The organism is Nocardioidaceae bacterium (assembly GCA_018672315.1).
Classification (GTDB): Bacteria; Actinomycetota; Actinomycetes; order Propionibacteriales; family Nocardioidaceae; genus TYQ2.
Genome location: CP076053.1, coordinates 1,336,161 through 1,360,963, shown reverse-complemented (window position 1 = coordinate 1,360,963; position 24,803 = coordinate 1,336,161). Strand labels below are relative to the sequence as shown.

At 72.8% G+C, this 24,803-nt stretch carries 23 protein-coding genes; 7 read left to right on the top strand and 16 right to left on the bottom strand.

Annotated features, from left to right (window positions below):
• Positions 1–6: 6 nt before the first annotated feature.
• Both KLP28_06330 and KLP28_06325 read right to left on the bottom strand, forming a co-directional pair.
• The gene (locus KLP28_06330) at positions 7–459 is read right to left on the bottom strand and encodes a SufE family protein (protein ID QWC86305.1); all 453 of its coding nucleotides are present in this window, start codon (positions 457–459) and stop codon (positions 7–9) included.
• Positions 456–1,382 (bottom strand): sulfurtransferase, encoded by a 927-nt coding sequence (locus KLP28_06325; GenBank protein QWC86304.1) that lies wholly within the window; start codon positions 1,380–1,382, stop codon positions 456–458. Before KLP28_06325 ends, KLP28_06330 begins: the two co-directional genes overlap by 4 nt.
• Positions 1,383–1,505: 123 nt before the next feature.
• Between KLP28_06325 and KLP28_06320 the strand changes: the two genes are divergently transcribed.
• Complete coding sequence (locus KLP28_06320) at positions 1,506–2,021, top strand: hypothetical protein (GenBank protein QWC86303.1); 516 nt, start codon at positions 1,506–1,508, stop codon at positions 2,019–2,021.
• A 179-nt stretch (positions 2,022–2,200) separates the two neighbouring features.
• A complete protein-coding gene (locus tag KLP28_06315; protein ID QWC86302.1) occupies positions 2,201–3,175 on the top strand; it encodes a hypothetical protein in 975 nt (324 codons plus the stop codon).
• Positions 3,176–3,270: 95 nt separating this feature from the next.
• Here the strand turns inward: KLP28_06315 and KLP28_06310 are convergent, their stop codons facing one another.
• From KLP28_06310 to KLP28_06300, 3 genes are all read right to left on the bottom strand, one after another.
• Positions 3,271–3,906, bottom strand: coding sequence for a CPBP family intramembrane metalloprotease (locus tag KLP28_06310; GenBank protein QWC86847.1), 636 nt, complete (start codon positions 3,904–3,906; stop codon positions 3,271–3,273).
• Between the two features lie 218 nt (positions 3,907–4,124).
• The gene (locus tag KLP28_06305) at positions 4,125–5,042 is read right to left on the bottom strand and encodes an NAD(P)H-binding protein (protein QWC86301.1); all 918 of its coding nucleotides are present in this window, start codon (positions 5,040–5,042) and stop codon (positions 4,125–4,127) included.
• Positions 5,043–5,050: 8 nt separating this feature from the next.
• Positions 5,051–5,980, bottom strand: coding sequence for a hypothetical protein (locus KLP28_06300; protein ID QWC86300.1), 930 nt, complete (start codon positions 5,978–5,980; stop codon positions 5,051–5,053).
• 35 nt (positions 5,981–6,015) lie between these two features.
• Between KLP28_06300 and KLP28_06295 the strand changes: the two genes are divergently transcribed.
• The gene (locus KLP28_06295; protein ID QWC86299.1) at positions 6,016–6,984 is read left to right on the top strand and encodes a pirin family protein; all 969 of its coding nucleotides are present in this window, start codon (positions 6,016–6,018) and stop codon (positions 6,982–6,984) included.
• Positions 6,985–7,007: 23 nt separating this feature from the next.
• Here KLP28_06295 and KLP28_06290 read toward each other — a convergent pair whose 3' ends face one another.
• The gene (locus KLP28_06290) at positions 7,008–7,511 is read right to left on the bottom strand and encodes a GNAT family N-acetyltransferase (GenBank protein QWC86298.1); all 504 of its coding nucleotides are present in this window, start codon (positions 7,509–7,511) and stop codon (positions 7,008–7,010) included.
• Positions 7,512–7,552: 41 nt separating this feature from the next.
• Here KLP28_06290 and KLP28_06285 point away from each other — a divergent pair, with 41 nt between their 5' ends.
• Complete coding sequence (locus tag KLP28_06285; protein QWC86297.1) at positions 7,553–8,899, top strand: cytochrome P450; 1,347 nt, start codon at positions 7,553–7,555, stop codon at positions 8,897–8,899.
• An 80-nt stretch (positions 8,900–8,979) separates the two neighbouring features.
• Here the strand turns inward: KLP28_06285 and KLP28_06280 are convergent, their stop codons facing one another.
• Positions 8,980–9,135, bottom strand: coding sequence for a CsbD family protein (locus KLP28_06280; GenBank protein ID QWC86296.1), 156 nt, complete (start codon positions 9,133–9,135; stop codon positions 8,980–8,982).
• Between the two features lie 181 nt (positions 9,136–9,316).
• Here KLP28_06280 and KLP28_06275 point away from each other — a divergent pair, with 181 nt between their 5' ends.
• Positions 9,317–9,931 carry a hypothetical protein gene (locus KLP28_06275; protein ID QWC86295.1) on the top strand — a complete coding sequence of 205 codons (615 nt, stop codon included), beginning with the start codon at positions 9,317–9,319 and terminating at the stop codon, positions 9,929–9,931.
• A gap of 17 nt (positions 9,932–9,948) precedes the next feature.
• Here the strand turns inward: KLP28_06275 and KLP28_06270 are convergent, their stop codons facing one another.
• The 9 genes from KLP28_06270 to KLP28_06230 all read right to left on the bottom strand — a co-directional run bounded on the left by KLP28_06270 (position 9,949) and on the right by KLP28_06230 (position 22,956).
• Positions 9,949–10,653 carry a hypothetical protein gene (locus KLP28_06270; protein ID QWC86294.1) on the bottom strand — a complete coding sequence of 235 codons (705 nt, stop codon included), beginning with the start codon at positions 10,651–10,653 and terminating at the stop codon, positions 9,949–9,951.
• Between the two features lie 37 nt (positions 10,654–10,690).
• Positions 10,691–11,803, bottom strand: a complete 1,113-nt coding sequence (locus KLP28_06265) for a uroporphyrinogen-III synthase (GenBank protein ID QWC86293.1) — start codon at positions 11,801–11,803, stop codon at positions 10,691–10,693.
• Between the two features lie 73 nt (positions 11,804–11,876).
• Complete coding sequence (gene nirD / locus KLP28_06260) at positions 11,877–12,311, bottom strand: nitrite reductase small subunit NirD (protein QWC86846.1); 435 nt, start codon at positions 12,309–12,311, stop codon at positions 11,877–11,879.
• 2 nt (positions 12,312–12,313) lie between these two features.
• Positions 12,314–14,935, bottom strand: a complete 2,622-nt coding sequence (nirB, locus tag KLP28_06255; GenBank protein QWC86845.1) for a nitrite reductase large subunit NirB — start codon at positions 14,933–14,935, stop codon at positions 12,314–12,316.
• 28 nt (positions 14,936–14,963) lie between these two features.
• Positions 14,964–16,640, bottom strand: a complete 1,677-nt coding sequence (locus KLP28_06250) for an FAD-dependent oxidoreductase (protein ID QWC86292.1) — start codon at positions 16,638–16,640, stop codon at positions 14,964–14,966.
• On the bottom strand, positions 16,637–18,808 hold the full coding sequence (locus tag KLP28_06245) for a molybdopterin oxidoreductase family protein (GenBank protein ID QWC86291.1): 2,172 nt from the start codon (positions 18,806–18,808) through the stop codon (positions 16,637–16,639). Before KLP28_06245 ends, KLP28_06250 begins: the two co-directional genes overlap by 4 nt.
• 2 nt (positions 18,809–18,810) lie before the next feature.
• On the bottom strand, positions 18,811–20,190 hold the full coding sequence (locus tag KLP28_06240) for an MFS transporter (GenBank protein QWC86290.1): 1,380 nt from the start codon (positions 20,188–20,190) through the stop codon (positions 18,811–18,813).
• 145 nt (positions 20,191–20,335) lie between these two features.
• Positions 20,336–22,399 (bottom strand): NADPH-dependent 2,4-dienoyl-CoA reductase, encoded by a 2,064-nt coding sequence (locus tag KLP28_06235; protein QWC86289.1) that lies wholly within the window; start codon positions 22,397–22,399, stop codon positions 20,336–20,338.
• Positions 22,396–22,956, bottom strand: a complete 561-nt coding sequence (locus KLP28_06230; protein ID QWC86288.1) for a PadR family transcriptional regulator — start codon at positions 22,954–22,956, stop codon at positions 22,396–22,398. The genes KLP28_06235 and KLP28_06230 overlap by 4 nt, the downstream gene beginning before the upstream one ends.
• Before the next feature lie 73 nt (positions 22,957–23,029).
• On the opposite strand from KLP28_06230, the gene KLP28_06225 reads away from it, so the two are divergent.
• Together KLP28_06225 and KLP28_06220 are read left to right on the top strand one after the other, a co-directional pair.
• Positions 23,030–23,923, top strand: a complete 894-nt coding sequence (locus KLP28_06225; GenBank protein QWC86287.1) for a transporter substrate-binding domain-containing protein — start codon at positions 23,030–23,032, stop codon at positions 23,921–23,923.
• Between the two features lie 12 nt (positions 23,924–23,935).
• Positions 23,936–24,799 (top strand): amino acid ABC transporter permease, encoded by an 864-nt coding sequence (locus KLP28_06220; GenBank protein QWC86286.1) that lies wholly within the window; start codon positions 23,936–23,938, stop codon positions 24,797–24,799.
• Positions 24,800–24,803: the final 4 nt, after the last annotated feature.

The window sequence follows — 24,803 nt, the reverse complement described above, 5'->3', positions numbered from 1 at the left end:
CGTCCCTTACAGCCCTGCCTTCTGCGTCACCTGACGCGTGATCCGGGTGAGCATGCCCGCCATGCCGTTGAGGCGCAGCGGGCTGACCTGGTCGGTGATGTTGAGCCGCAGCGGCAGGTCCGGGGGAGTGCCGACCACCTCGGCGGCGGTACGGCCGTCGAGTCCCTCGTGCAGGATGCCCGCGAACCCACGCGTCGTCGGAGCCTCCGCCGGCGCGGAGAAGAACAGGTCGACCCGCGCCTCCGGACCCTCACCGTCGACCTCGACGACGACGAAGATCGGCGACTGGCACTCCGGCACCGGCTCGAGCAGCTCGGGGTGGTCGGCGTACCGCTCGGGCAGGTCGGGCAGCTCGTCGGAGAACTCCAGCAGCAGCGAGAGCCGCTCACCGGGTGGCATCGCGCCGAAGTCGTCGGCGATCTCCTGCAGCGCCGCGGGAAGGGGCTGCTGCCCGCTCATCGACCGAAGCCCGCGGGGACCTCCCCGGGCTCCTCGCCGGTGACGATCGGGACGCGGACGGCGTTGCCCCACTCGGTCCAGGAACCGTCGTAGTTGCGGACGCCGTCGTAGCCCAGCAGGTAGGTCAGCACGAACCAGGTGTGGCTCGAGCGCTCGCCGATGCGGCAGTACGCGATCACCTGGTCGGTGCTTGCGAGACCCTTCTCGCCCTCGTAGATCGCCTCGAGCTCCTCGCGGGACCTGAAGCGGCCGTCCTCGGCCGCGGCCCGGGCCCACGGCACCGAGTGCGCGGACGGGATGTGGCCGCCACGCAGGGCGCCCTCCTCGGGGTAGTCGGGCATGTGGGTGCGCTCGCCCGTGTACTCCGCGGGGCTGCGTACGTCGATCAGCGGGCCGTGTCCGAGGAAGCCGAGCACGTCGTCCTTGTACGCGCGGATGTCGCCGTCGTGGCGCTCCACGACCGGGTAGTCGGTCGCTTCGGGGGTGGGCTTGTCGCGGGTCATCGCGCGGTCCTCGGCGGTCCAGGCCGCGCGACCGCCGTCCAGGAGACGTACGTCGGCGTGACCGAACAGCTTGAAGACCCACAGGGCGTACGCGGCCCACCAGTTGGACTTGTCCCCGTAGATGACCACGGTGGAGTCGCGGTGCACGCCCTTGGCGCTCATCAGCGCGGCGAAGCCCTCGCCGTCCACGTAGTCGCGCGTCACGGGGTCGTTGAGCTCGGTGTGCCAGTCGATCTTCACCGCCCCGGGGATGTGGCCGGAGTCGTAGAGCAGCACGTCCTCGTCGGACTCGAGCAGCACCAGGTCGGCGGTGCCGACGCGACCGGCGTCGATCTGCTCGGCCAGCCAGTCGGTGCTCACGAGCACCTCGGGGTGTGCGTACGCGGCGAACTTGTCGTTGGTCTCGGTCTCGACGGTCATGACCCCATGGTGCCCGCTCGGTGATGACCGGTCACGGCGACGGTCGCGTGGTGAGACGTGGACCGCAGGACGGCCCCGCGTCGGCGTGGTTGGCGCGTGGCGAGCCCGGAAAGGATGCGGGGCATGAGTGAGCCCACGAACACCGAGTCCACACACGACGTCAACGACACCGAGCAGTTCTCCGGCGCCTACTCCGTCGACGCGGAGGACCAGCTGCAGCCCGAGGACACGCTCGTGCAGGGCGGCGCCGAGGACGTGCTGGAGGAAGGCATCGTCCCCTCGGAGAGCTACTCGCCCGGCCAGGGTTTCGGCACCACCCCCGAGGAGGCGCGGCAGGGCGAGACCATCGACCAGCGTGAGCGCCAGCGCGTGCCCGAGCCGGACCCGTACGCCGAGCCCGCCCGCGACGAGGACGGCGGCCCGGCCGACCGCGCCAGCCAGCTCGGCGACGAGCCCGCGGGTCAGATCAACGCCGACAACGACGAGATCTCCGCCGCCGGCCGCATGGACGACCGCTTCGCCACCGAGCGTGACCCCGCCCGTGGTGGGGACGACGTGCCCGCCGAGCAGGACGCCGTCCGTGTGATCCCCGAGCCCGGCGACGAGCACGACCACCAGAAGCCCCGCGGCTCCGCCTGACGCCGAGGGGTCACTTCTCGCGAGAGGGCAGTTCTCGCGAGGGGGCATTTTCCGCGAGAGGTCAGTTCTCGCGGGCGTGAGTGGGCCGGTTGTCCTCCCGGACGCCGCCTGGTGGGGGTTCTCCACCGCCGGCGTACGACTCGCGCGACCGCGAACCGGTTGGTCCCGAGGGTGTCCGCATGTCGACACCTTTCCTGTCAGACCTCCGCGTGCCCGGCGACCTGGATCGCGGCGACCCCTGGACCCGCGCCATGGCGCGCGACTGCGGCGTGGGCGACCACGACCTGCGTGCGCTGCTCGAGGCTGGTCTGGTGCGGCGCATCCTGCGCGGCGCGTACGCGACATCCGACGTCGCTGACACCCTGTCGCTGCGGTTGGCGGCGCTGCGTCTGGTGGTCCCTTCGACCTCTGTGACGACGGACGGTTCGGCGGCCTGGCTGTTCGCAGGAGACGCGGCCCTGGCGCCGGGTGAGCACATCTCCCTCGAGCCTCCGACCGTCTTCGACGCACGCCGCGGCCGTCGGCTCCGGCGGTCCGACGTCGCCAGTGGCACCCGGGACCTCGAGCCGGGCGACGTGATCGAGATCGAGGGCGTACGCGTCACCTCGCTGGTGCGTACGGCCATGGACGTGGCGCGGCTGCAACACCCGCAGCGCGCGCTGGCGACACTGGACGCCCTGCTCCGGCACACATCTCTGGTGAACGCCGAGATGGTCGCCGAGCTCGCGCGCTTCCGCGGAGCTCGCGGGATCGTGCAGGCCCGCAGCCTGGTGCGCTGGGCCGACGGGCGTGCGGAGTCGTACGGAGAGTCCGCGGGACGCTACGTGTGGCTGACGACGCCTGGACTGCCCCCGCCTCAGCTCCAGGTGCCGGTCGAGGTGGACGGGCATGTCTTCTACCTCGACCTGGCGGACGAGGACCTCATGATCGGCGTCGAGTACGACGGCGAGCGCTGGCACGGGCCGGACCGCGCCGAGCACGACGACTGGCGTCGTTCGCTGATCGAGGAGCTCGGGTGGCTCCTCGTGGTGCTCCGGCGTCGGCACGTCTTCGGGCGCGACCGCAACGTCGAGCAGATCCTCGTACGCACCTTCCACCAGCGTCGCCAGGCACGGGAGAGAGCCGAGCGAGAATCGACCTCTCGCGGGAAGTGACCCCTCGCGGGAAGTGACCCCTCGCGGGAAGTGACCCCTCGCGGGAAGTGACCCCTCGCGGGAAGTGACCCCTCGCGGGAAATGACCCCTCGGCGTCAGGCGGCCAGCGCGTCGAACAAGGGCGGCAGCACCAGCAGCATCGTCATCGACCACGTCACGTGGGTGATCATCGAGGCCTGCACACCACCGGTCACCCGTCGCTGCAGGCCGACCACGAAGCCCAGGATCAGGGCCGCGAAGACGAGCATCACGTTGAGCGTGGCGACGGTGGCGAGGCCGTAGACCACGGTCGAGATCGCCACCGGGTGCTTCACACCGATCGCGGCGAACAGCGCTCCTCGGAAGAAGAGCTCCTCGCAGAGCCCGTTCAGCAGCGTGATGAAGACGATGACCCACAGCGGGTTGTTGCGTGCGTGCACGAGCACCGAGTTGACAGCGTCGGTCAGGAACGGAACCTGCGCCACGAGCAGGGCACCCGCGACGAACACCGCGGCGGCGATGAGTCCGAGCAGGAACGGCTGCAGCACCGGACGCTCGAGCTTCTCGTTGCGCATGATGTAGCCGGCGTGGAGCGGCCCGGAGGCGAAGGCGCCACCGGTCCACACCAGCGCGAGCAGCACCGTCAGCCAGATGAAGCGTGGGTCACCGGGCTCGGTCGCCATCGACATCGCCAGCACGGCGGAGCCGATGACGAGCGTGATGGCGGCGACGATGCGCCGGCGCAGGAACATGCGGTCGGTCTGACGGTGGTCGCGGTCGACCCGCTGCACGAGGTTCTCGTTGAGCAGGGTGCCCAGCCAGGTGCCGGAGACCCGGTCGAGGATCTTGTCGGAGAACGAGACCACGGCCTCCGACCGCTCGTCGTCGAAACCGTCCGTCGGGTGGTCGGCGCCTCCTCGGTAGGGACCTGCCTCGGTCCCGGCCGTGCGGCTGGGGTCGTTGCCGGAGCTCATGCAGCGCCGGCCTCCTCCCGTGCTCGGAGTGCTTGCCTGACGGATTCGTCGTACCCGAGGGGTTCCCCCGGGACGATCGAGAGGATCGTGTCGTCGGTCACGACCACCTCGTTGTCCATGGAGTCGATGAGGTGACGGGCGGTGATCACGTCGACGTCGGTGACGAGGCTGAGCCAGTACGAGGACAGCCTCGGCGTCAGCAGCGGCACCTGCACGATGCGCGCCTTGCGCCCGTTCAGCAGGTGCGAGGCGCGCTCCATCATCTGCCGGTAGGTGAGCACGTCGGTGCCGCCGATCTGCAGCACCTTGCCCTTGGCCTCGTCGTTGTCGAGCACGCCGACGAGGTAGCGGATGACGTCGGTCAGGGCGACCGGCTGGCTGCGCGTGCTGACCCACTTCGGGGCGACCATGAGAGGGAGGTTCTTGACCAGCTGCCGGGTCAGCTCCCAGGAGATGCCCCCGTGGCCGATGACGATCGCCGCGCGCAGCACGGTGACCGGCACGCCGCCCTCGGCGAGGATCGCCTCGCAATCCCGCCGTGAGCGCAGGTGCGGCGACAGCGCGTCGGGGTCCCCGTCGGCGCCGAGTCCGCCGAGGTAGACGATCTGGCGTACGCCGCACGAGGCGGCCGCCTTGCCGAACGCCCGCGCGGCGGCGGCGTCCTTCTCCGCGAAGTCCGCGGAGTCCAGCGAGTGCACGAAGTAGTAGGCGACATCGACGCCGTCGAGGGCCTTCTCGAGCGACGCCGGGTCCTCGACGTCGCCGTGGACCGGGGAGCCGGGGCCGTCGTACGCCTCGGGGCGGCGGGTCATGGCCCGCACCTCGTGGCCGCGCTCGAGCAGCGCCGGGACGAGGTGGCCTCCGACGAATCCGGTGGCCCCGGTGACCAGCACGGTGAGTGACATGGGGTCCATGTACCCGGTCAGGCCTGCCGCGGCACCTCGTCGCGGGTGTCGGACGACCCGGACGACCCGGACGCGCCGGACGACCCGGACGACCCGGACGCGCCGGACGCGCGGTCGGCGGTCATGGCGAGCCAGGTCGCGTACGCGGCGCCGAGCGCGGCGTACGCCCAGAACCACGCACCCTCCGGGCCGACGGTCACCAACCGGACCAGCAGCACGGGGGCGAGCAGCCACGGCGCACCGGTCCGCAGGGCGACCGCCACGAACGGGAGCACCAGCAGACCGTCGACGAGCAGACGCTGGGCCAGGTCGACGAGGTCCAGGTCGACCACGGGCGGCGAGAGGTAGCCCGGGCCGACCACGGCGTAGACCGCCTCGCCGCCGAGCCCCGCGAGGGCGATCACCACGCCGGTCATCACCACCACCTCGGCCTGGGGGCGTCCCTGCCCCGGCCCCTCGCCCGCTCCGAGCAGCCGGGGCACCAGGGCGAGAGCGAGCAGCACCGAGGCGACGGCGATCAGGAGCAGCAGCACGGCGTACGACGCGACGTCGGCCGCGGAGCGCTCCGTGATGCCGACCAGGGCCCACGCCTGGCCGGCCTGCACGCCCCCGACCACCGCGCCGAGCACGACAAGCGCCACGAGCGGCAGCGCCGTCCACCCGTCCCGGCGGGCCGTGAGGCGGGTCAGGCCGGTGATCCTCCACCAGCGGGCCCAGGTCAACACAGCGACCAGCAGCAGCACCCCGACGGCGTCGCCGAACCACGGCTGCAGCAGCGGGCCGCTCAACGGGCCCGGCAGGTAGTCCAGGTACGCCCCGCCCCCGAGCAGCAGCAGCGCCGTGAGGGCGGCGTGCAGCGAGGCGAGTCCGAAGGCCCACAGGTACCCGGCCCGGGGCGCCCGGCGCGGCGCGGATGTCTCCGTGCTACCGGTATCCGAGCTCGTCATGGCCCCAGCGTAGGTGGGCGCGGCACGATGGGGCCATGAGCGCGACCGGCACCGCCCAGGCCCCCGACGTCCAGCTTCTCGAGCCCCGCGACGTGCCGCTGGGCGGCCAGCGGGCGATGACGGTGCGGCGTACGCTGCCCGCCCGGCAACGCTCCTTCGTCGGGGCGTGGTGCTTCGCCGACCACTACGGGCCCGACGACGTCGCCGAGACCGGAGGCATGGACGTCGCCCCCCACCCGCACACCGGCCTCGCGACCGTGTCGTGGCTCTTCGAGGGCGAGATCGAGCACCGCGACTCCGCCGGCGTCGTCGCGTGCGTACGCCCCGGCGAGATGAACCTGATGACCGCCGGCGCCGGCATCTGCCACTCCGAGGTCTCCACGGCCGAGACCACCGCTCTGCACGGCGTGCAGCTGTGGGTCGTGCTGCCCGAGCACGCGGCCGACGCGCCCCGGGACTTCCAGCACCACCGCCCCTCGCCCACGCATCCCGCCGGGCCCGAGGGCGGCGTGGAGCTGCGGGTGATGGTGGGCGAGCTCGCCGGGCAGTCCTCCCCGGTCACCTTCCCCACGCCGCTGCTGGGGGCGGAGGTCCGACTGGCCCCGGGCACGACGTGGCGGGCACCGGTCGACCCCGCGTACGAGCACGGGGTGCTCCTCGACGTCGGGTCGGTGACCGTCGAGGGTGTCGACGTCGGTCGCGGTGCCCTGGCGGTGCTCGACACGGGCCGCGACGCGCTGACGCTGGTCGCCGGCGAGGGCGGCGCGCGCCTGATGCTGCTCGGGGGCGAACCGTTCACCGAGGAGATCGTGCTCTGGTGGAACTTCGTGGGACGCAGCCACGACGAGGTCGTCGCGTTCCGGGAGGCCTGGCAGGCCGAGGGGGACCGGTTCGGTGCGGTCGAGGGGTACGTGGGCGGCGAGGACACCCCGCAGCGCATCCCGGCGCCGGAGCTGCCCGGCGTACGCCTGAAGGCGCGGGGGCGGCTCGGCCGGGGCTTCTAGCCGCGAGCCCCGAGCTCCCCGCGCTACTCGGGCTCCCCGACGGGGCCGACGAACAGGAGCATCCGGCCGTCCTCCTCACGCTCGACGTTGACCAGCCCGTGGCGCTCGTAGAAGCGCCGCGCACCGGCGTCGACCTCGTCGACGTTGACGTGCAGCTCGGGGCAGCCGCGGTGGCGCAGCTCCGCGCGGACCGCGGCGAGCAGTCCGGTGCCGTGGCCGGCACCCCGCTCCTCGGGCGCGACGTACAGCTCGTCGAGGGTCGCCACGGGGCCGTCGAACCAGATAGCGGGGCGCAGCGTCACGAGCGCGAAGCCGACCGGGGCCGCCCGCGCGGCACCGCCGACACCGTGCGCGAGGAGGGCGAACGCGGCGTCCCCGGTGAGGATCCGCCGGAACCGCGCGGCCAGCACCGGCTGGTCGTCGTGGGCGGTGCCGAACTCGTCGTCGAACGCCGCCAGCAGCTCGGCGAGCGCCTCGACGTCGTCGGTCGCGGGCCGCGCCAGGCGTACGTCCGTGTGCTCGCTCACTGACATACCGTCAGTGTGTCCGGTCTCCTACGATCGGGTCCATGGCTCTGCTCGATCCCGCCGCCCGTGTCGTCGACCGCGTACGCCAGCCGGTGCGCTGGGGCGTGAACCACGCGATCCCGCGTACGTTGGTCGCGCGGTCCGCCCGCAACGGCGACCTGCAGGGGCAGATGATCCTCGCCGGCAAGAGCGAGGACCACTGGGCCGTGCTCGACGTCTTCGAGCAGGTGCGCGCCAAGGGCACGCTGCACCAGGGCATGTTCGGCTTCGTCACCACCGACCTCGCGGCGTGCAAGGAGGTGCTGACCTCGGCCGACTTCGTCACCGGGTTCCCCACCGACGGCAACGGGCTGCTCGCGAAGGTGTCACGCTGGGCCGAGGACGACCGCCTCCTGGGGCCGCTGATCCCGCCGTCGCTGCTGGTGACCGAACCGCCGGACCACACCCGCTACCGCAAGCTCGTCACCCGGGTCTTCACGGTCAAGGCGGTCGAGAAGCTGCGCGAGCGCGCCGAGCAGATCGCCCACCAGCTGCTCGACGACCTCGAGGCCCGGGCGCGGGCGGGCGAGACCGTCGAGCTGGTCGAGGCGTACTGCTCCCAGCTGCCCGTCACGATGATCGCCGAGATCCTCGGGGTCCCCGAGTCCGACCGGCACCGCGTGCTCGACTTCGGTCAGGGGGCCGCGCCCAGCCTCGACCTCGGGCTGTCGTGGGGCGAGCTGCGTCGGGTCGAGCGGTCGCTCGCGGAGTTCGACGCGTGGCTCGGCGAGCACCTCGCCCAGCTGGCGGCTCACCCCGGCGAGGACCTGCTCAGCCAGCTCGCCGTTGCGCAGGAGGAGGGTGTCGGGCTCACCGACACCGAGCTGAAGTCCACCGCCGGCCTCGTGCTCGCCGCCGGCTTCGAGACCACGGTCAACCTGCTCGGCAACGGCGCCGTGCTGCTGCGTGAGCACCCCGAGCAGCTGCAGGCGCTGCGCGAGGACCCGGCGCTGTGGGGCAACGCCGTCGACGAGATGCTGCGCATCGACCCGCCGGTGCTGCTGACGGGGCGGCTCTGCGTACGCGACACCGAGATCGCCGGCCACACCGTGCCGGCCGGCTGGTTCGTCACCACCGCCCTGGCCGGCGCCAATCGCGACCCGCAGGTCTTCGACGACCCCGGCACCTTCGACGTACGTCGGGAGAACGCCAAGGACCACGTGGCCTTCTCCTCGGGCCGCCACTACTGCCTCGGTGCGGCGCTGGCACGCATGGAGGGCGAGGTCGGCCTGAAGGTGCTGTTCGACCGTTACCCCGACCTCGAGCTGGCACCCGGTCGTCGGCGGCGACCCACCCGCATCCTCCGCGGCTGGTCGCACCTGCCGGTGACGCTGGGTGAGCCGGCCTGAGCGGACACACGAAGGGGCCGTCGCGCACCTGCGCCACGGCCCCTCGAGCAGGTGCCGCGCGAGGCGGCACCTCGTGAGTCTCAGTTCTTGAACGCGTCCTTGACCTTCTTGACGCCGTCCTTGAGGTCGGACTTGGCCTGGTCGACCTTGCCTTCGGTCTCGCGCGACTTGTCGCCCGTGACCTTGCCCTCGGTCTCCTTGGCCTTGCCCTTGATGTCGTCTCCCATGCTGCCCATGGTGATCTCCTCTCGTCGGGGGTGGTGCCTGCTCTCAGGCGATGCCCGGGGGCACCACCAGTGAGATACCCGTGTCCAGACCACGGAAACAGCCGCGCACGTGAGGTGGATCCCGCGCGTGCCGCCTCGGATCCGGCCGAAAGGGCTCCGGCCGGGCCGCCGGCTTCCTAGGCTCCGCAGTGTGAGCAGCGGACCGCGGACACCTGGTGACGCGACCCTCGTGCGCGACCTCGCGGCGGCGATCTTCGGCCCCGCGGACACCCAGGGCAGCCGGGTGCGGTTCGCCGACGGCACCATCAGCCGGCTCGACCCGTACGGGCTGGTCTCCCGACCCGGGCTGCTGCACCGGGTCGCGGACGCGATGGTGCAGCACCTGCCCGACCGCACCGAGGTGATCGCGGGGCTCGAGCTCGCCGGGATCCCCCTCGCAGCCGCCCTGTCCTACCGCACCGGGCTGCCGGCGGCGTTCGTACGCCGCGCCGTCGTCGCCGACCCCGACGCCGCCCGCGTCGAGGGGACGGACGTGCGGGGCCGGCACGTGGTCGTGGTGGACGTGCTCACGGACTCCGGCGCGACGATGACCAGCGGCATCCGGGCCGTACGCCGCGCCGGTGCCGGCACCAGCACGGCCGTGTGCGTCGTGGACGTGCAGCACGGGGCGCGCGCCCGCACGGTGCGCAGCGAGGTCGAGCTGGTGCCGCTGTTCGGCGTCACCGAGCTGCCGCAGCCCGCCGTGCACCGACCGGTGCTCGCGCCGTCGCCCGGGTCGATGCTGGGCCGGCTCTTCTCCCCCTGACAGGGCGGGAGCGGGGGTCAGGCCGGCAGGGTCGCGTCGAAGCGCGCCTCGAGCAGGTCGACGAGACGCTCGTCGACCTCGCGGTCCGGCTCGACGAGCGGCCGGGTCACCTCCGCCGCACCGCACTTCTCCACGCGACCGTGGAAGAAGCCGGGCGCCAGCAGGTACGACAGGGCGACGAGCCTCGTGTCGTGCTCGAGGCGTACGCGGGCCGACTCGCACCCCAGGCGCGGACGGGCCGAGGCGCCGTATCCCAGTCGCAGCCCCGGCCACCGTGCGCGGAGCAGGTCGGCCTGCGCCTCGACGTCGGCCACCGCGTCGGCGTCGCTGGAGCCGGCGGCCCCCATCAGCACCAGGTCGGCGGGGGTCGCGCCGACCTCGTGCAGCCGGTCGTCGAGCAGGGAGGTCAGCCGCGGGTCCGGGCCCATCGCCGGGGCGACCCGGGCGCGTACGTGCGGTGCGACGGCACCCGCCATGTCGACCTTCACGTGGAATCCGGCACTCAGCAGCAGGGGCACCACGACGACGTCACGGGCGCCCGAGCCGGCGACGCGCGCCACCACGTCGGGGAGTGCGGGACCGTGCACGTCGACGTACGCCTCGGTCACCTCGGCCCGGTCGCCCGTGCGCAGCGCGAGGGCACCGATGAGCGCGGACACCGCCGCCCGACCGGCCCCGGAGCGGGTGCCGTGGCCGCAGGCGATCAGCACGGGGGCGCTCATGCGCGCAAGTCTCCCAGGCGTGAGGAGGGGACCGGCCTCAGAGGGGCAGGCCGAGGGTGTACCCCCGCTTCACCACGGTGCGGACGAGGTCCTTGCGACCGGCGTTGTCGCGCAGTCGCGCGACCGCCACCTCGACGGCGTGCGCGTCGTCGGAGGCGCCGGGCAGCATCTGGAGGAGCGCGGCGCGTGACACGACCTCGCCGGGCTCGTGGGCCAGACGCCTCAGCACGGCGAGCCCGCTGGGTGAGAGCGGCAGCACCCGGTGGTCCAGGGTCGCCGCGGCCGCGTGCAGCCGCAGGTCGCCGGCGACCGTGGGGATGCCGTCGTGCTGGTCGCCGAGCTGCATGATGACGAGCCGCACCAGCGCACCCATGCGCGAGCGCTCGGGTTGCACCGTCGGCAGTCCCGCGGTCCCGAGCGGTTCGGCCGTCACGGGTCCGACCGCCGCGAGCAGCAGCCGACCGTCGCGGGCCAGGGACTCGACCCGGGGCCGCACCCCGAGCTCGTCCACGACGCCGAGCCACGCCAGGGCACCCGGGGCCGAGGTGAACAGCACCGCGTCGATACCACCCAGGGCGACCTGCTCGACCGAGGCCCGCACGGCCGCGGGGTCGGGCATGGGGCCCCAGCGGTAGACCTCGAGACCCGTGACCAGCGCCCCTCCCTCGGAGAGGGACCGGTCGAGGGCGTCGTCGCCGGCCCCGTGGTGCTGCACCGCGATGCGCGTGCCCCTCACCCCTTCGGCGAGGAGGAACTCGGCGATCTCGGCGGAGGTCTCGGACTCCGCGACCCAGTCGGCAACCAGGCCGACCGCCTGCAGGGCGCCGCGCGCCTTGGGGCCGCGGGCGATGAGCCGGCACCGTGCCAGTGCTGCGACGACCTGCTCGGCGAGTCCGCCGGTCTCGGCGACGTCCATCCAGCTGCGGAACCCGATGCCGGTGGTAACGACGACGATGTCGGGCGGGTCGGCGACCAGGGCGGCCGAGTGCTCGAGCAGGCCGGCCTCGTCGACGGTGCTGCCGACGCCCAGCGTCGGTGCGTGCACCACCGCGGCGCCACGGCGCACCAGCGCGGCGCCGAGCTCCTCGGCCCGCCGCTGGGCGGTGATCACGATGCGGGTACCGGTCAGCACCGGTGGCACGGGACTCATGCGAACAGCATGGGTCGTGGCGGTCGCGCCTCGGCGTCGGGGCGTGACGGGCGCGTGAGGATGCGTACGCCGCTCACCCCGCCAGCACACCCGCCCGCGGGAACGTCACCGATGTGACCGGACCGGCGCGGACGGGGTCCACGCCGAGGAAGACCTCCCCGTCCCGCACCCGCACCGGCCACGTGTCGAGGCGGCCCTCCTCGGTGAGGCACTCGCCGGTCGCCAGGTCGAACACCTGCTTGTAGACCGGTGACGCCACCGTCGTCGCCTCGCCGCGGCTGCCCACGATGCCGCGCGCGATCACGTTGGCGCCGCTGAACGGGTCGTGGTGGTCGACGGCGTAGACGTGAGGGCGGCCGGAGCCGTCCGGACCCGTCTCGGGCACCAGGAAGACCGCGACCTGCCGGTCGCCCAGCAGCACGGCCACCCCCCGCTCGGCGATGAGCTGATCGACGCGGCAGGCGCGCACGAACGCGAGCCCGGCCGAGAGGCGGGTGAACGGGATCATGCTCATCGTCGGACCTCCAGGGTCGGGCCGGACAGCATCACGGTGCGCTCCTCGGCGGTCGCGGGCCTGCGCTGACCGCGCTCGGGCACGTACGCCAGGTCGGGGTCGGGCACGTCCGGGGCGTTCACGAAGGTGACGAACTGGGCCAGCTTCGCCGGGTCGGCGAGGGTGGCTGCCCACTCGTCGGTGTAGCCGGCGACGTGGTCGACCATCTGCGTCTCGAGGTCGGCGTTGATGCCCAGGGAGTCCTCCAGCACGACGTCGCGCAGGGCGTCGAGGCCACCGTCGTACGCCTCGACCCACGCGGCGGTGCGCTGGAGCCGGTCGGCGGTGCGTACGTAGAACATCAGGAACCGGTCGATGACCCTGACCAGCGTCTCGGTGTCGAGGTCCTCGGCCAGCAGCTGTGCGTGCCGCGGGGTGAAGCCACCGTTGCCGCCGACGTAGACGTTCCAGCCCGCGTCGGTGGCGATGACGCCGACGTCCTTGCCGCGCGCCTCGGCGCACTCGCGCGCGCAGCCCGATACGCCCAGCTTGATCTTGTGCGGGGCGCGCAGGCCGCGGTAGCGGTTCTCCAGCTCGATCGCCAGGCCGACCGAGTCCTGCACGCCGAAGCGGCACCAGGTCGACCCGACACAGCTCTTCACGGTGCGCAGCGACTTGCCGTACGCGTGGCCGGACTCGAAGCCCGCGTCCACCAGCCTGCGCCAGATCGCGGGCAGCTGCTCCAACCGCGCACCGAAGAGGTCGATGCGCTGCCCGCCGGTGATCTTCGTGTAGAGGTCGAACTCCTTCGCGACCTCGCCGATCACGATGAGGCCCTCCGGCGTCACCTCCCCGCCGGGGATCCGCGGCACGACGGAGTACGTGCCGTCCTTCTGCATGTTCGCCATGACGTGGTCGTTGGTGTCCTGGAGCCTCGCCTGGTCGGGGTCGAGCACGTGGCCCGTGCCGAGCGAGGACAGGATCGAGGCGATCGTCGGACGGCAGATGTCACAGCCCCGGCCGGTGCCGAAGCGTTGCATGATCTCGGAGAAGGTACGCAGGCCCGTGACGCGCACGCCGTCGAAGAGCTGGGCCCGTGAGAGCGGGATGTGCTCGCACAGCGCGTGGTCCACCTCGACGCCGGCCTCGATCAGCTCGGTCGTCATCAGCTTCTTGACCAGCGGCAGGCAGGACCCGCAGCTGGTGCCGGCCTGGGTGCACGCCTTGACCGCGGTCAGGTCCGTGCAGCCCCCGTCGGTGACCGCGCACCGCACGGCCCCGGCGGTGACGTTGTTGCACGAGCAGACCGGGGCGGCGTCGGGCAGCTCGCCGCGCTGCTCGGCGGCCCCCTCCATCCCCTCGGGGAGAAGCCAGGCCGCGGGGTCGCCACCCAGCTCGAGGCCGACCAGCGGGCGGAGCGAGGCGTACGCGTCGGCGTCGCCCACCAGGATGCCGCCGAGCAGCGTGGCGGCGTCGTCGGAGACCACGAGCTTCTTGTAGGTGCCCGCCACCGGGTCGGCGAAGGTCACCTCGACCGCTCCCGGTGCGGTGGCGAACGCGTCGCCGAACGACGCGACGTCGACCCCCAGCAGCTTCAGCTTCGTCGAGACGTCCGCGCCCGAGAAGGACGCGTCGCCGCCCAGCAGCCGGTCGACCACGACCTCGGCCATCGTGTTGCCCGGACCGACGAGCCCCCACGTACGACCCTGCGCACAGGCGACCTCGCCGATGGCCCACACCCCGTCCACGGCCCGGCACGACTCGTCGACGACCACGCCGCCGCGCTCGCCGATGGCCAGACCCGCGACCCGGGCGAGCTCGTCGCGCGGGCGTACGCCGGTCGCCCACACGACGACGTCGACGGGGATCTCGGTCGGCTCCTCGGCGCCGGGCGCCGCGTACGTCATCGCGGTGCAGGGACCGGCCGGGTCGTCCGGGTCGCCGAGGACCCGCTGCGTCGCCACCCCGGTGGCGACGACGACCCCGAGGCGGCCGACGATGCGGGCGAGCGCCTCGCCGCCACCCTCGTCGACCTGCAGGGGCATCAGCCGCGGGGCGAACTCGACCACCGTCGTGGTCACTCCCAGGCCGTGCAGGGCCCCCGCGGCCTCGAGACCGAGCAGCCCGCCGCCGACGACCGCGCCGGTGAGCGGTCGCCCGAGCTGCTCCGACCGCGTGCGCACCCAGTCGGTCAGGCGCACCACGTCGTCGGTGGTGCGGTAGACGAAGCAACCCGCGAGGTCGGCCCCGGGCACCGGCGGTACGAAGGCCGAGGACCCCGTGGCGAGCACGACCTCGTCGTACGCGTGGGTCTCCTCACCGGCTCGCACGGTGCCGGACCCGATCTCGTCGACGCGTGCGCCGGTGCGCAGGGTGACCAGCGGGTCGTCCCACAGGGACGCGTCGCCCATCAGCAGGTCGGTCGGCGTGCGGCCGTCGAAGAAGGAGGACAGCGCCACCCGGTCGTACGGCGCGGAGGGCTCCTCGCACCACAGGTCGACGGCGTACGTGCCCTCGGTGTCACGGTCGCGCAGGGCCTCGACGAACCGGTGCGCGACCATGCCGCCGCCGACGACGGCGACGCGGCGGGGTGCTGCGGCGGTGTCGGACCGGTCGGTGCCGGGCGTCGGGTCGGGCATCGAATCAGGCGTCGGGTCAGGCCTCATGTCAGGCACCGTAGGAACCGGACGTCACAGGCGCCGTCCCCTCGTGTTGCGGGCTCGGAACGGGGTGCTCACCCGTCGCCGACCGTGGCTGTGAGGTCCCCGTCCCGCGGCCCGGGGCACCCGCGGCGTCGTGGGGGTCGACCTCGCGCAGCCAGTCGACGAGGCCGCACACCAGGGACCGGCAGCCCCCGCACCCGGTGGTCGCGCGGGTGGCGACGGCGACGTCCTCGACGGAGTCGGCGCCCGCGTCCCAGGCGGCGACGACGTCGCGCTTGGCCACCCCGTTGCAGCGGCACACCGCGACGTCGCCCGGCATGAGAGCGGGGTTGCCCTCCTCGTCGGCGGTCTCGGGAAGCAGCAGTGCCAGGGGGTCGAGCGGCGCGGGCGTACGCCGCTCCCAGGCCACGGAGAGGGACGACGAGAGGTCGGGGGCGCCGAGCGCGGTGACACCGACGAGCCGTCCCTCCGCGAGCACCAGGCTGACCGACCGTCGGGCGTGCGGATCGTCGACGGTGACGACGCGGGTGCGCGGGCCCGGGACGTCGGGGCCGCCCGCTGCGTCCGGGCGGTCCGCGTCGGACCGGACCCCCATGACGACCAGGTCGACGCCGGCCGCCTTGAGCCGGGTGAGCGGACGCGACGGCGCGCCGGACCCGTTCCCGACGGTCGGACGCTCCGTCCCCGGGGCCAGCAGGTCGCCTGCCAGCCAGGAGGCCTGGGCCCAGCCCGGGCCGAGGAGACCGGTGCCGCCCTCGGGCGGTGCGGCGCAGTCGCCGACGGCGCGGACGCGAGCGTCCGCCGGACTGCGCAGGTCGGCGTCCACCGTGATCCCCCGGTCGGTCGGCAGCCCCGCCGTCTCGGCGAGCTCGACGCGGGCCCGGGCCCCGACCGAGAGCAGCAGCAGGTCGCAGTCGAGCACGTCGCCGCCGCGCGTACGCACCCCGCGCAGCACACCGTCGTCGCTGAGCACCTCGCTGATGCCGTCGCCGCAGCGCACGTCGATGCCCTGGTCGCGCAGGGTGTCGGCCAGCAGGGCGGCGGGGCGTTCCTCGAGCTGGGCGCCCGCGAGCCGGTCGTCGAGCTGGAGGAGCGTGACGTCGAGACCCCGGCAGCGCAGCGCGGTAGCGGCCTCGAGCCCGAGCAGGCCGCCACCGAGCACCACCGCGTGACGCGCGGACAGGCTGCGCGCGAGCACGTCGCGGGCGTCGTCCACGCCGCGCAGCACGTGCGCGTGGCGCGGGAGGCCGGCCGTCAGTCCCGGGATCGGGGGCACCACGGCGTCGGCGCCGGTCGCGAGCACGAGGTGGTCGTAGGCGAGGCGGCGACCGTCGGCCAGCTCGACCCGGCGGCCCGTGCGGTCCAGGCGGCGCACCGGGACGCCGAGATGGGTGGTCAGCCGCGGATCCGTGAGCCGTGGCAGCTCCAGCGCAGCGAGGTCGTGCCGGCCGGCGAGCACCTCGGAGAGCAGGATGCGGTTGTACGCGCCGTACGCCTCCGCCCCGACCCAGTGGACGGCGAGACCGGACGGACCCGACGCGCCACCGGTCGACCCGTCCTCGTGGCGCCGCAGCAGCTCCTCGACGACCCGGTGCCCGACCATGCCGGCGCCGACGACGACCACGCGCGTCGGGCCCGGGGCGGGACGGGTGACGGGGTGGACCTCTGGCGCGTACGTCACGGGATCTCCTCGGCGACGGGGTCAGGGGCGGGTGCTGGGGCGGGGGCCAGACTGACGGCGCAGGTCTTGAACTCGGGCATGCCCGAGACCGGGTCCGTCGCGCTCGTGGTCAGGGAGTTCGCACGGCCCTCGCCGGGCCAGTGGAACGGCACGAAGACGGTGTCCGGCCGGATCGAGCGGGTGAGTCGCGCCGGGGCGACCACGCGGCCGCGGTCGGAGGTGACCTCGATGCGGTCGCCGTCCCCGACGCCAACGGTGCGGGCGGTCCGCGGGTGGATCTCGACGTGCGCCCCGTCGGCGCTGCGGGCGAGCGCGTCGACGAGGCGGGTCTGGGCGCCCGACTGGTAGTGGGCGAGCACCCGGCCGGTCACGAGGTAGTACGGCCGGGCGGCGCGCACGTCGTCGGCGGGGCCGGTGGGCGGTGTGGTGGCGACCATGCGCGCGAGACCGTCCGGGTGCGCGAACCGCTCGGTGAACAGGCGCGGTGTGCCCTGTGGGGCGTCGGCGCCGACCGGCCAGTGCAGGTCCGGCTCGTCGCCGGCCCGCTCAAGGGTCAGGGCGCCGTAGTCGGCGCGCCCGCCCGCGCTCGCCGCAGCCAGCTCGGCGGTCACGGCGGCCGCGTCGCGCGCCAGGGGCACGGGGCAGCCGAGGCGTGCAGCCAGGTCGGCGAGCACGGCGAGCTCGTCGCGCACCTCCCCCGGAGGATCGACTGCACGGCGACGACGCAGGATGCGCCCCTCGAGGTTGGTCATGGTGCCGTCCTCCTCGGCCCACTGCGCAACGGGCAGCACGACATCGGCGAGCGCGGTGGTCTCGTTGGGCACGAGGTCGCAGACCACGAGCAGGTCGAGCGACCGCAGCGCCGAGGTGACAGCGCCTGCGTCGGGGGCCGAGACGGCAGGGTTGGAGCCGTGCACCATGAGTGCGCGGACGCCCCCCTGGTCGGCCGGACGCCCGAGACGTCGCAGCAGCTCGACAGCCGGCACGCCGGCACCGGGGATGACATCGGGAGCGACTCCCCAGACCCGGGCGACGTGCTCGCGGGCAGCCGGGTCGGTGATCATCCGGTAACCGGGCAGCTGGTCGCTCTTCTGTCCGTGCTCGCGACCCCCCTGGCCGTTGCCCTGACCGGTGAGGCAGCCGTACCCGCTGCCTACGCGGCCGGGCAGCCCGAGCGCGAGGGCGAGGTTGACGGCCGTGGTGACGGTGTCGGTGCCGTCGACGTGCTGCTCGGCGCCGCGTCCGGTCAGCACGTAGGCCCCGCGGCCACCGCCCGCGGGCGACGCCGCCGCCAACAGCCGGGCGGCGGCCCGCAGCTGCGACTCGGGGACCCCGGTGCGGTCGGCGACGCGCTGCGGCCACCAGGCGGCGACGGCACGGCGTACGTCGTCCCACCCGCTGGTGCGCTGCGCGAGGTAGTCGTGGTCGACACGTCCCTCGGCGACGAGCAGGTGCAGCAGTCCCAGCAGCAGCACCTGGTCGCTGCCGGGCAGGGCCCGCAGGTGCAGGCCCTGCCCGTCAGAGGTGAGGCCTGCGGTGGCCGAGAAGCGCGGGTCCACCACGACGAGTCCGCGGCGGCGCCGCACGCCGTCGAGGTGCGCCACGAACGGCGGCATCGTGTCGGCGACGTTGGAGCCGACCAGCAGCACGGCGTCCGCGCCCTGCAGGTCCGGGAGGGGGAAGGGGAGGCCCCGGTCGACCCCGAACGCGCGGTTGCCGGCGGCGGCGGCCGAGCTCATGCAGAAGCGTCCGTTGTAGTCGATCATCGCCGTGCGCAGCGCGAGACGGGCGAACTTGCCCAGGGTGTACGCCTTCTCATTCGTCAGCCCGCCGCCGCCGAAGACGCCGATCGCGTCGGGGCCGTCGGCCTCGCGGATCCCGTGCAGGCGGGTGACGACGAGGTCCATGGCCTCCTCCCAGGAGGCCCGGCGCAGCTCGCCGTCCGCGCCGCGCACCAGCGGGTGGGTGAGCCGGCGGGGGTGGTCGAGCAGCGCGGCGGAGGTCCACCCTTTCTGGCACAGGCCGCCCTGGTTGGTGGGGAAGTCGCGCGGGGCGACCTCGACCGTCCCCTCCTCGGTCGCCGTCAGCGTCATCGCGCACTGCAGTGCGCAGTACGGACAGTGCGTGTCGACGCCGCGCGTGCCGGGGGCGTCCCTCAGCTCGGTCATGCTCAGACGCCGGCCTGGGCCATCGTGGCGCCCCTGCGCAGGTAGAAGACCCAGGTCACGGCGCACATGACGGCGTACAGCCCGACGTAGAGGTACAGCGCCGGCACGATCGAGTCGAACGCGCCGTCGGACCAGCCGTAGGTGCGCGGCACGATGAAGCCTCCGTACGCGCCGATCGCAGAGATGATGCCGATCGCCGCGGCCGCCTCGCGCTTGGCGGTGAGTGTGGCCCTCGCGTCGCCGGTGTCCACGCCGTGGCGGAAGATCGCGGGGATCATGCGGTACGTCGAACCGTTGCCGACGCCGGTGGCGACGAAGAGCACCATGAAGCAGGCGAAGAACAGCCAGAAGCTCTCGATGCTCAGGGCGTAGACGACACCGAGCACGCCGAGACCCATGGCCGCGAAGCTCGCGAAGGTGATCAGCGCGCCGCCGATGCGGTCGGCGAGCCGACCCCCGACGGGTCGGATCAGCGAGCCCACGAGGGCTCCGAGGAAGGCGTACGAGACGGGGTCGACGTCCTCGAAGGTCGTCTTTATGAGCAGTGGGAACGCGGCGGAGTAGCCGATGAAGGACCCGAAGGTGCCGATGTAGAGGAAGCTCATCACCCAGGTGTGCCGGCGCTTCGCCACCCGGGCGCTGGGGGCGAAGTCGGTCTTGGCGACGGTGAGGTTGTCCATGTACTTCCAGGCCAGGAAGGCCGCGACCAGCGCCAGGGGGATCCACATCGCACCGGCACGCCACAGGGCGATGCCGCCGCCGATGCCGATCACCGCCGCGACGATGAACGGCGCCTGCACGACGGCGACGCCGATGTTGCCGCCGGCGGCGTTGAGGCCGAGCGCCCAGCCCTTCTCGCGCTCGGGGAAGAACCAGGTGATGTTGGTCATCGAGCTGGCGAAGTTGCCGCCGCCGACGCCGGCGAGCGCCGCGACGAACAGCATGGTCCCGAAGGAGGTGGTGGGGTCGTTGACCGCCCAGGCCAGACCGGCGCCGGGCACGATCAGCAGCAGCGCGGAGACGATCGTCCAGTTGCGGCCGCCGAAGGCCGGCACGGCGAAGGTGTACGGCAGGCGGAGCGTCGCTCCGACCAGGCCCGGCAGCGCGACCAGCCAGAACAGCTGGGAGTCGGTGAACGCGAAGCCGACCTCGTTGAGGCGGACGGCCACGATCGACCAGATCACCCAGACCGAGAAGCCGAGGTGCTCGGCGAGGATGGAGAAGACCAGGTTGCGGCGTGCGACGGCCTTGCCGGTGGACTCCCAGAACTGCTCGTCCTCGGGACGCCAGTCGGTGATCCACCCGCGGTCGTCGCGTGTTGGCGGCACCTGTCCGGGCGCGGTCTTCTGCGAGGCGCCTGCGGCCTCCGGGGCGATGGTCATGGGGGCTCCTGCGGGACGAGGTCCCCGAGCGGGACCGTCTGCGCAGGACGCTAGGAATCAGATGTTTCGGCCCGACCCGGCACGCGTGAGGCCTGCGTAACGCCTTCCTCTCGCGTGCCCGGTCGCGACCGTGAGGTCGCATCGCTCAGAGAGCGGCGACGACCTCCGTGGCCTGCTTGATGGCCCGCTTGGCATCGAGCTCGGCGGCCACGTCAGCGCCTCCGATCAGGTGGACCCGTGGGCGGCCCTCACCCTCACCGAGGTCGGCGAGCGCGTCGTAGAGGCCGCGCTCGGACTCCTGGCCCGCGCAGACGATGACGTGGTCGACGTCGAGCACCTTCGCCTCACCGTCCACCTCGAGGTGGAGGCCGGCGTCGTCGACCCTGACGTACTCCACGCCCGGCACCCGGTGCACCCCGGAGTCCTTCAGCACGGCCCGGTGCGCCCAGCCCGACGTCTTGCCCAGGTCCTTGCCGATCGCGGAGGTCTTGCGCTGGCACAGCCACACCTCGCGCTGCGCCGGACGGTCCTTCTTCGGGGCCAGTCCGCCGCGGTAGTTCGACGGGTCGCCGACGCCCCAGTAGGCCAGCCAGTCCTCCGGCGTCTCGTCGGGGTCGTGCACCAGGTACGTCGACATGTCGACACCGATGCCGCCGGCGCCGATGACGGCGACCCTCTTGCCCGGGGTGACGGTGCCGTCGAGCACGTGGTTGTAGAGCACGACCTTCTCGTGGTCGATGCCCTGCAGACCCGGCACCCGGGGGGTCACCCCGGTGGCGACCACGACCTCGTCGTACGCGGCGAGGTCGTCCGCGGAGGCCTCGGTGCCGGTGCGCACGTCGACGCCGAGCACCTCCATGCGCCGGGCGTAGTAGCGCAGCGTCTCGGCGAACTCCTCCTTGCCGGGCACGGCCATCGCCAGCCTGAACTGACCCCCGATCTCGGGGTTCTTCTCGAAGACGGTCACCTCGTAGCCCCGCTCGGCCGCGCTGACGGCCGCGGCGAGGCCGGCGGGGCCGGCACCGACGACGGCGAGGCGGCGTACGCGCTGGGTCGGGATCGGCAGCAGGTTCAGCGAGGTCTCACGGCACGCGCGCGGGTTCACCAGGCACGACGCCGGCTTGTTGGCGAACACGTGGTCCAGGCACGCCTGGTTGCAGGCGATGCAGGTGTTGATCTCGTCGCTGCGCTCGTCGCGGGCCTTGTTGATGATGTCGGCGTCGGCGAGGAACGGCCGCGCCATCGACACCAGGTCGGCCGTGCCGTCGGCGAGCAGCTCCTCGGCGAGCTCGGGGGTGTTGATGCGGTTCGAGGTGCACACCGGCACACCGACCTCGGGGCGCAGACGGCGGGTGGAGTCGGCCCAGATGCCCCGCGGGACCTGCGTGATGATCGTGGGGATCCGCGCCTCGTGCCAGCCGATGCCCGTGTTGAAGATCGAGACCCCGGCCGCCTCGAGGTGCTTCGCGAGCTCCACGACCTCCTCCCAGGTCTGCCCGTCCTCGACGAGGTCGAGCAGCGAGATGCGGTACATGATCGCGAAGCCGTCGCCGACCTCCTCGCGCGCGCGACGCACGATCTCGATCGGGAACCGCATCCGCTTCTCCGCCGTGCCGCCCCAGCGGTCGTCGCGGTCGTTGGTGCGAGCGGCGAGGAACTGGTTGATGAGGTAGCCCTCGGATCCCATGATCTCTACGCCGTCGTACCCGGCCTTCTTCGCCAGACCCACCGATTTCGCGAACGCCGACGCGGTCCGGTCGACCTGTGCCGTGCTCATGCGCGAGGGCTTGAAGGGGCTGATGGGCGACTTGCGTGTCGAGGCCGACTGGTTGAGCGGGTGGTAGCCGTAGCGGCCCGCGTGCAGCACCTGCAGCGCGATCGCGCCCCCCTCCGCGTGCACGGCATCGGTGACCGCGTGGTGGCGCATCGCGTGCAGCCGGTTGCTCATCTCCGAGGCGAACGGCTTGAGCCACCCGCGCTTGGTGGGGGCGTACCCGCCGGTGACGATCAGGCCCGCCCCGCCGCGCGCCCGCTCGGCGAAGAACGCGGCCAGCCGCGGGATCTGCCAGGGGTGGTCCTCGAGCCCGGTGTGCATCGACCCCATCACCGAGCGGTTGCGCAGGGTGACGCCGCCGACGGTCAGGGGAGTGAACAGGTGCGGGTACGTCGGGTGGTTCGTCTCGCCGTGCGCATCGGTGGGGGTGCTCATGCCGTGTCCTTCTTCTCGGGGGAGACGCGCTGCCACGCCTCCAGGTACTCGTCGAGCCAGTCGACCCAGAACCGCTCGAGGCGTACGCCGCCGCGCAGCACCAGGTAGCGGTCGAGGTCGGCGCCCTCGAGAGCGTCGGGGTCGGGGTAGTCGCGCAGGCTCATGGACTCGTACGACCGCAGCCTCGCGGCGTGCTCGGCGCGGGTCTCGGCGACGTGGTCGAGCAGGGCCTCACGGTCCCCGTACGCCGCTCCCCGCATCTTGACCGCGAGGTCGCTGCGCATCGGCTCGGTCTCGCTCGGGGTGGCGATCCACTCGGCGAGGGCCTCCCGGCCGTCGGCGGTGAGGGAGTAGACCCGCTTGTCCGGGCGGCCCCGCTGGGCGACGGTCTCGGCGGTGATCCAGCCGTCGGCCTCCATGCGGGCCAGCACCCGGTAGATCTGCTGGTGCCTGGCCTGCCAGAAGAGCCCGATGGACTTCTCGAAGCGGCGGGTCAGCTCGAGCCCGGCCGCGGGTCGCTCCTGCAGCGACACAAGGAGGGCGTGCTCGAGGGCCATACACCGGAGTGTGCCTGCAACGAGGTGCATATGCAACGGCGTGCACACGGGTCCCTCTCTTACGCTTCTGCTCATGCGTACGCGTGCCCGCCTGCTGTCTGCCGCCCTCGTCCCGCTGGTCGCGACGACCGTCCTGGGCTGCGCCCCGGTGGAGGAGGAGTCACCCGCGACGGGGACCGGGTCGTCCTCGACCGCCTCGTCGTCCGCGCCCGAGGCGACGTGCACGCCGCAGCAGCTGGGGACCATCACGCCCGGCACGCTCACGGTCGGCACCGACTCCCCGGCGTACGAGCCGTGGTTCGCCGACAACGACCCGACCAACGGCGAGGGCTTCGAGTCGGCGGTGGCGTACGCGGTCGCCGAGGAGCTCGGCTACGCCCGGGGCGAGGTCGAGTGGGTGACCGTGCCGTTCAACAACAGCTACGCGCCCGGGCCGAAGCGCTTCGACTTCGACATCAACCAGATCTCGATCACCCCGGCGCGTGCCGAGGTCGTCGACTTCTCCGAGCCCTACTACGTCGCCAGCCAGGGCCTGATCGCCCTGGAGGACTCCCCGGTCGCCGACGCGACCAGCATCGAGGACCTCCAGGAGTTCACGCTCGGCGCCCAGACCGGCACCACGTCGCTGACCGCGATCCGCGAGCAGGTGCAGCCGAGCACCGACCCCCTGGTCTTCGAGGACACCAACTCCGCGAAGCAGGCGCTGCTCAACGGCCAGGTCGACGCCGTCGTGGCCGACCTTCCGACGGCGTTCTACATCACCGCGGTCGAGATCCCGCGGGCGACGATCGTGGGGCAGTTCGAGGACGAGGCGAACGCCGACGCGTTCGGGATGCTCTTCGAGAAGGGCTCGACCCTCGTGCCGTGCGTGGACGAGGCCCTCGCCACGCTCGAGCAGGACGGCACCCTCGACGACATCGAGCAGCAGTGGCTCTCCGACGTCGTCGACGTGCCCGTCCTGGACTGACCGACGGCACCTGTGAGCCAGCCCCCCGAGGCGGCGTGGGTCCCGAGCCCCGCGCAGCGTGACCGTGACGCGTACCGTCGCCGCCGCTCCCGGCGCGACGCGAGCGTCGCGACCCTGGCGACCGTCGTGCTGCTCGGCGGCCTCGCACTCGTGGTCGTCTCCTCGCCGGGGTGGCCGCGCGTGCAGAGCACGTTCTTCAGCGGCTTCCACTTCGCGGCGTCGTGGCGAGACGTCCTGAGCGCGTTCTGGGTCAACGTCTCGATGTTCCTCATCGCCGAACCGATCATCCTGGTCCTGGCCCTGCTGATCGCCGTCGTGCGGGGCACCCGGGCGCCGGTGCTGTTCCCGGTGCGTCTCCTGGCGGTGCTGTTCACCGACATGCTGCGTGGCATCCCGACCATCCTGCTGGTGCTGCTGCTCGGCTTCGGGATGCCGGCGCTGGGACTGCAGGGCGTGCCGACCTCCCTCTACTTCTGGGCGCTGACGGCGCTGGTGCTCTCCTACTCGGCGTACGTCGCGGAGGTGCTCCGCGCGGGCATCGAGTCGATCCACCCCTCGCAGATCGCGAGTGCGCGCACGTTGGGCCTCTCGCGGACCCAGACCCTGCGGCACGTCATCGTGCCGCAGGGCGTACGCCGGGTGATCCCGCCGCTCCTCAACGACTTCGTCTCACTGCAGAAGGACACGGCACTGGTCTCCGTGGTGGCGATCTTCGACGCCGTCTACACCGCCCGCGACTACGGCGCTTACAACTTCAACTACACGCCGTACGTCGTGGCCGCGCTGCTGTTCATCGCGCTGACGGTGCCGCTGGCTCGGTTCACCGACTGGCTGAGCGCACGCGCCCGACGGCGTGAGGTGGCGGGGTCGTGGTGACGCC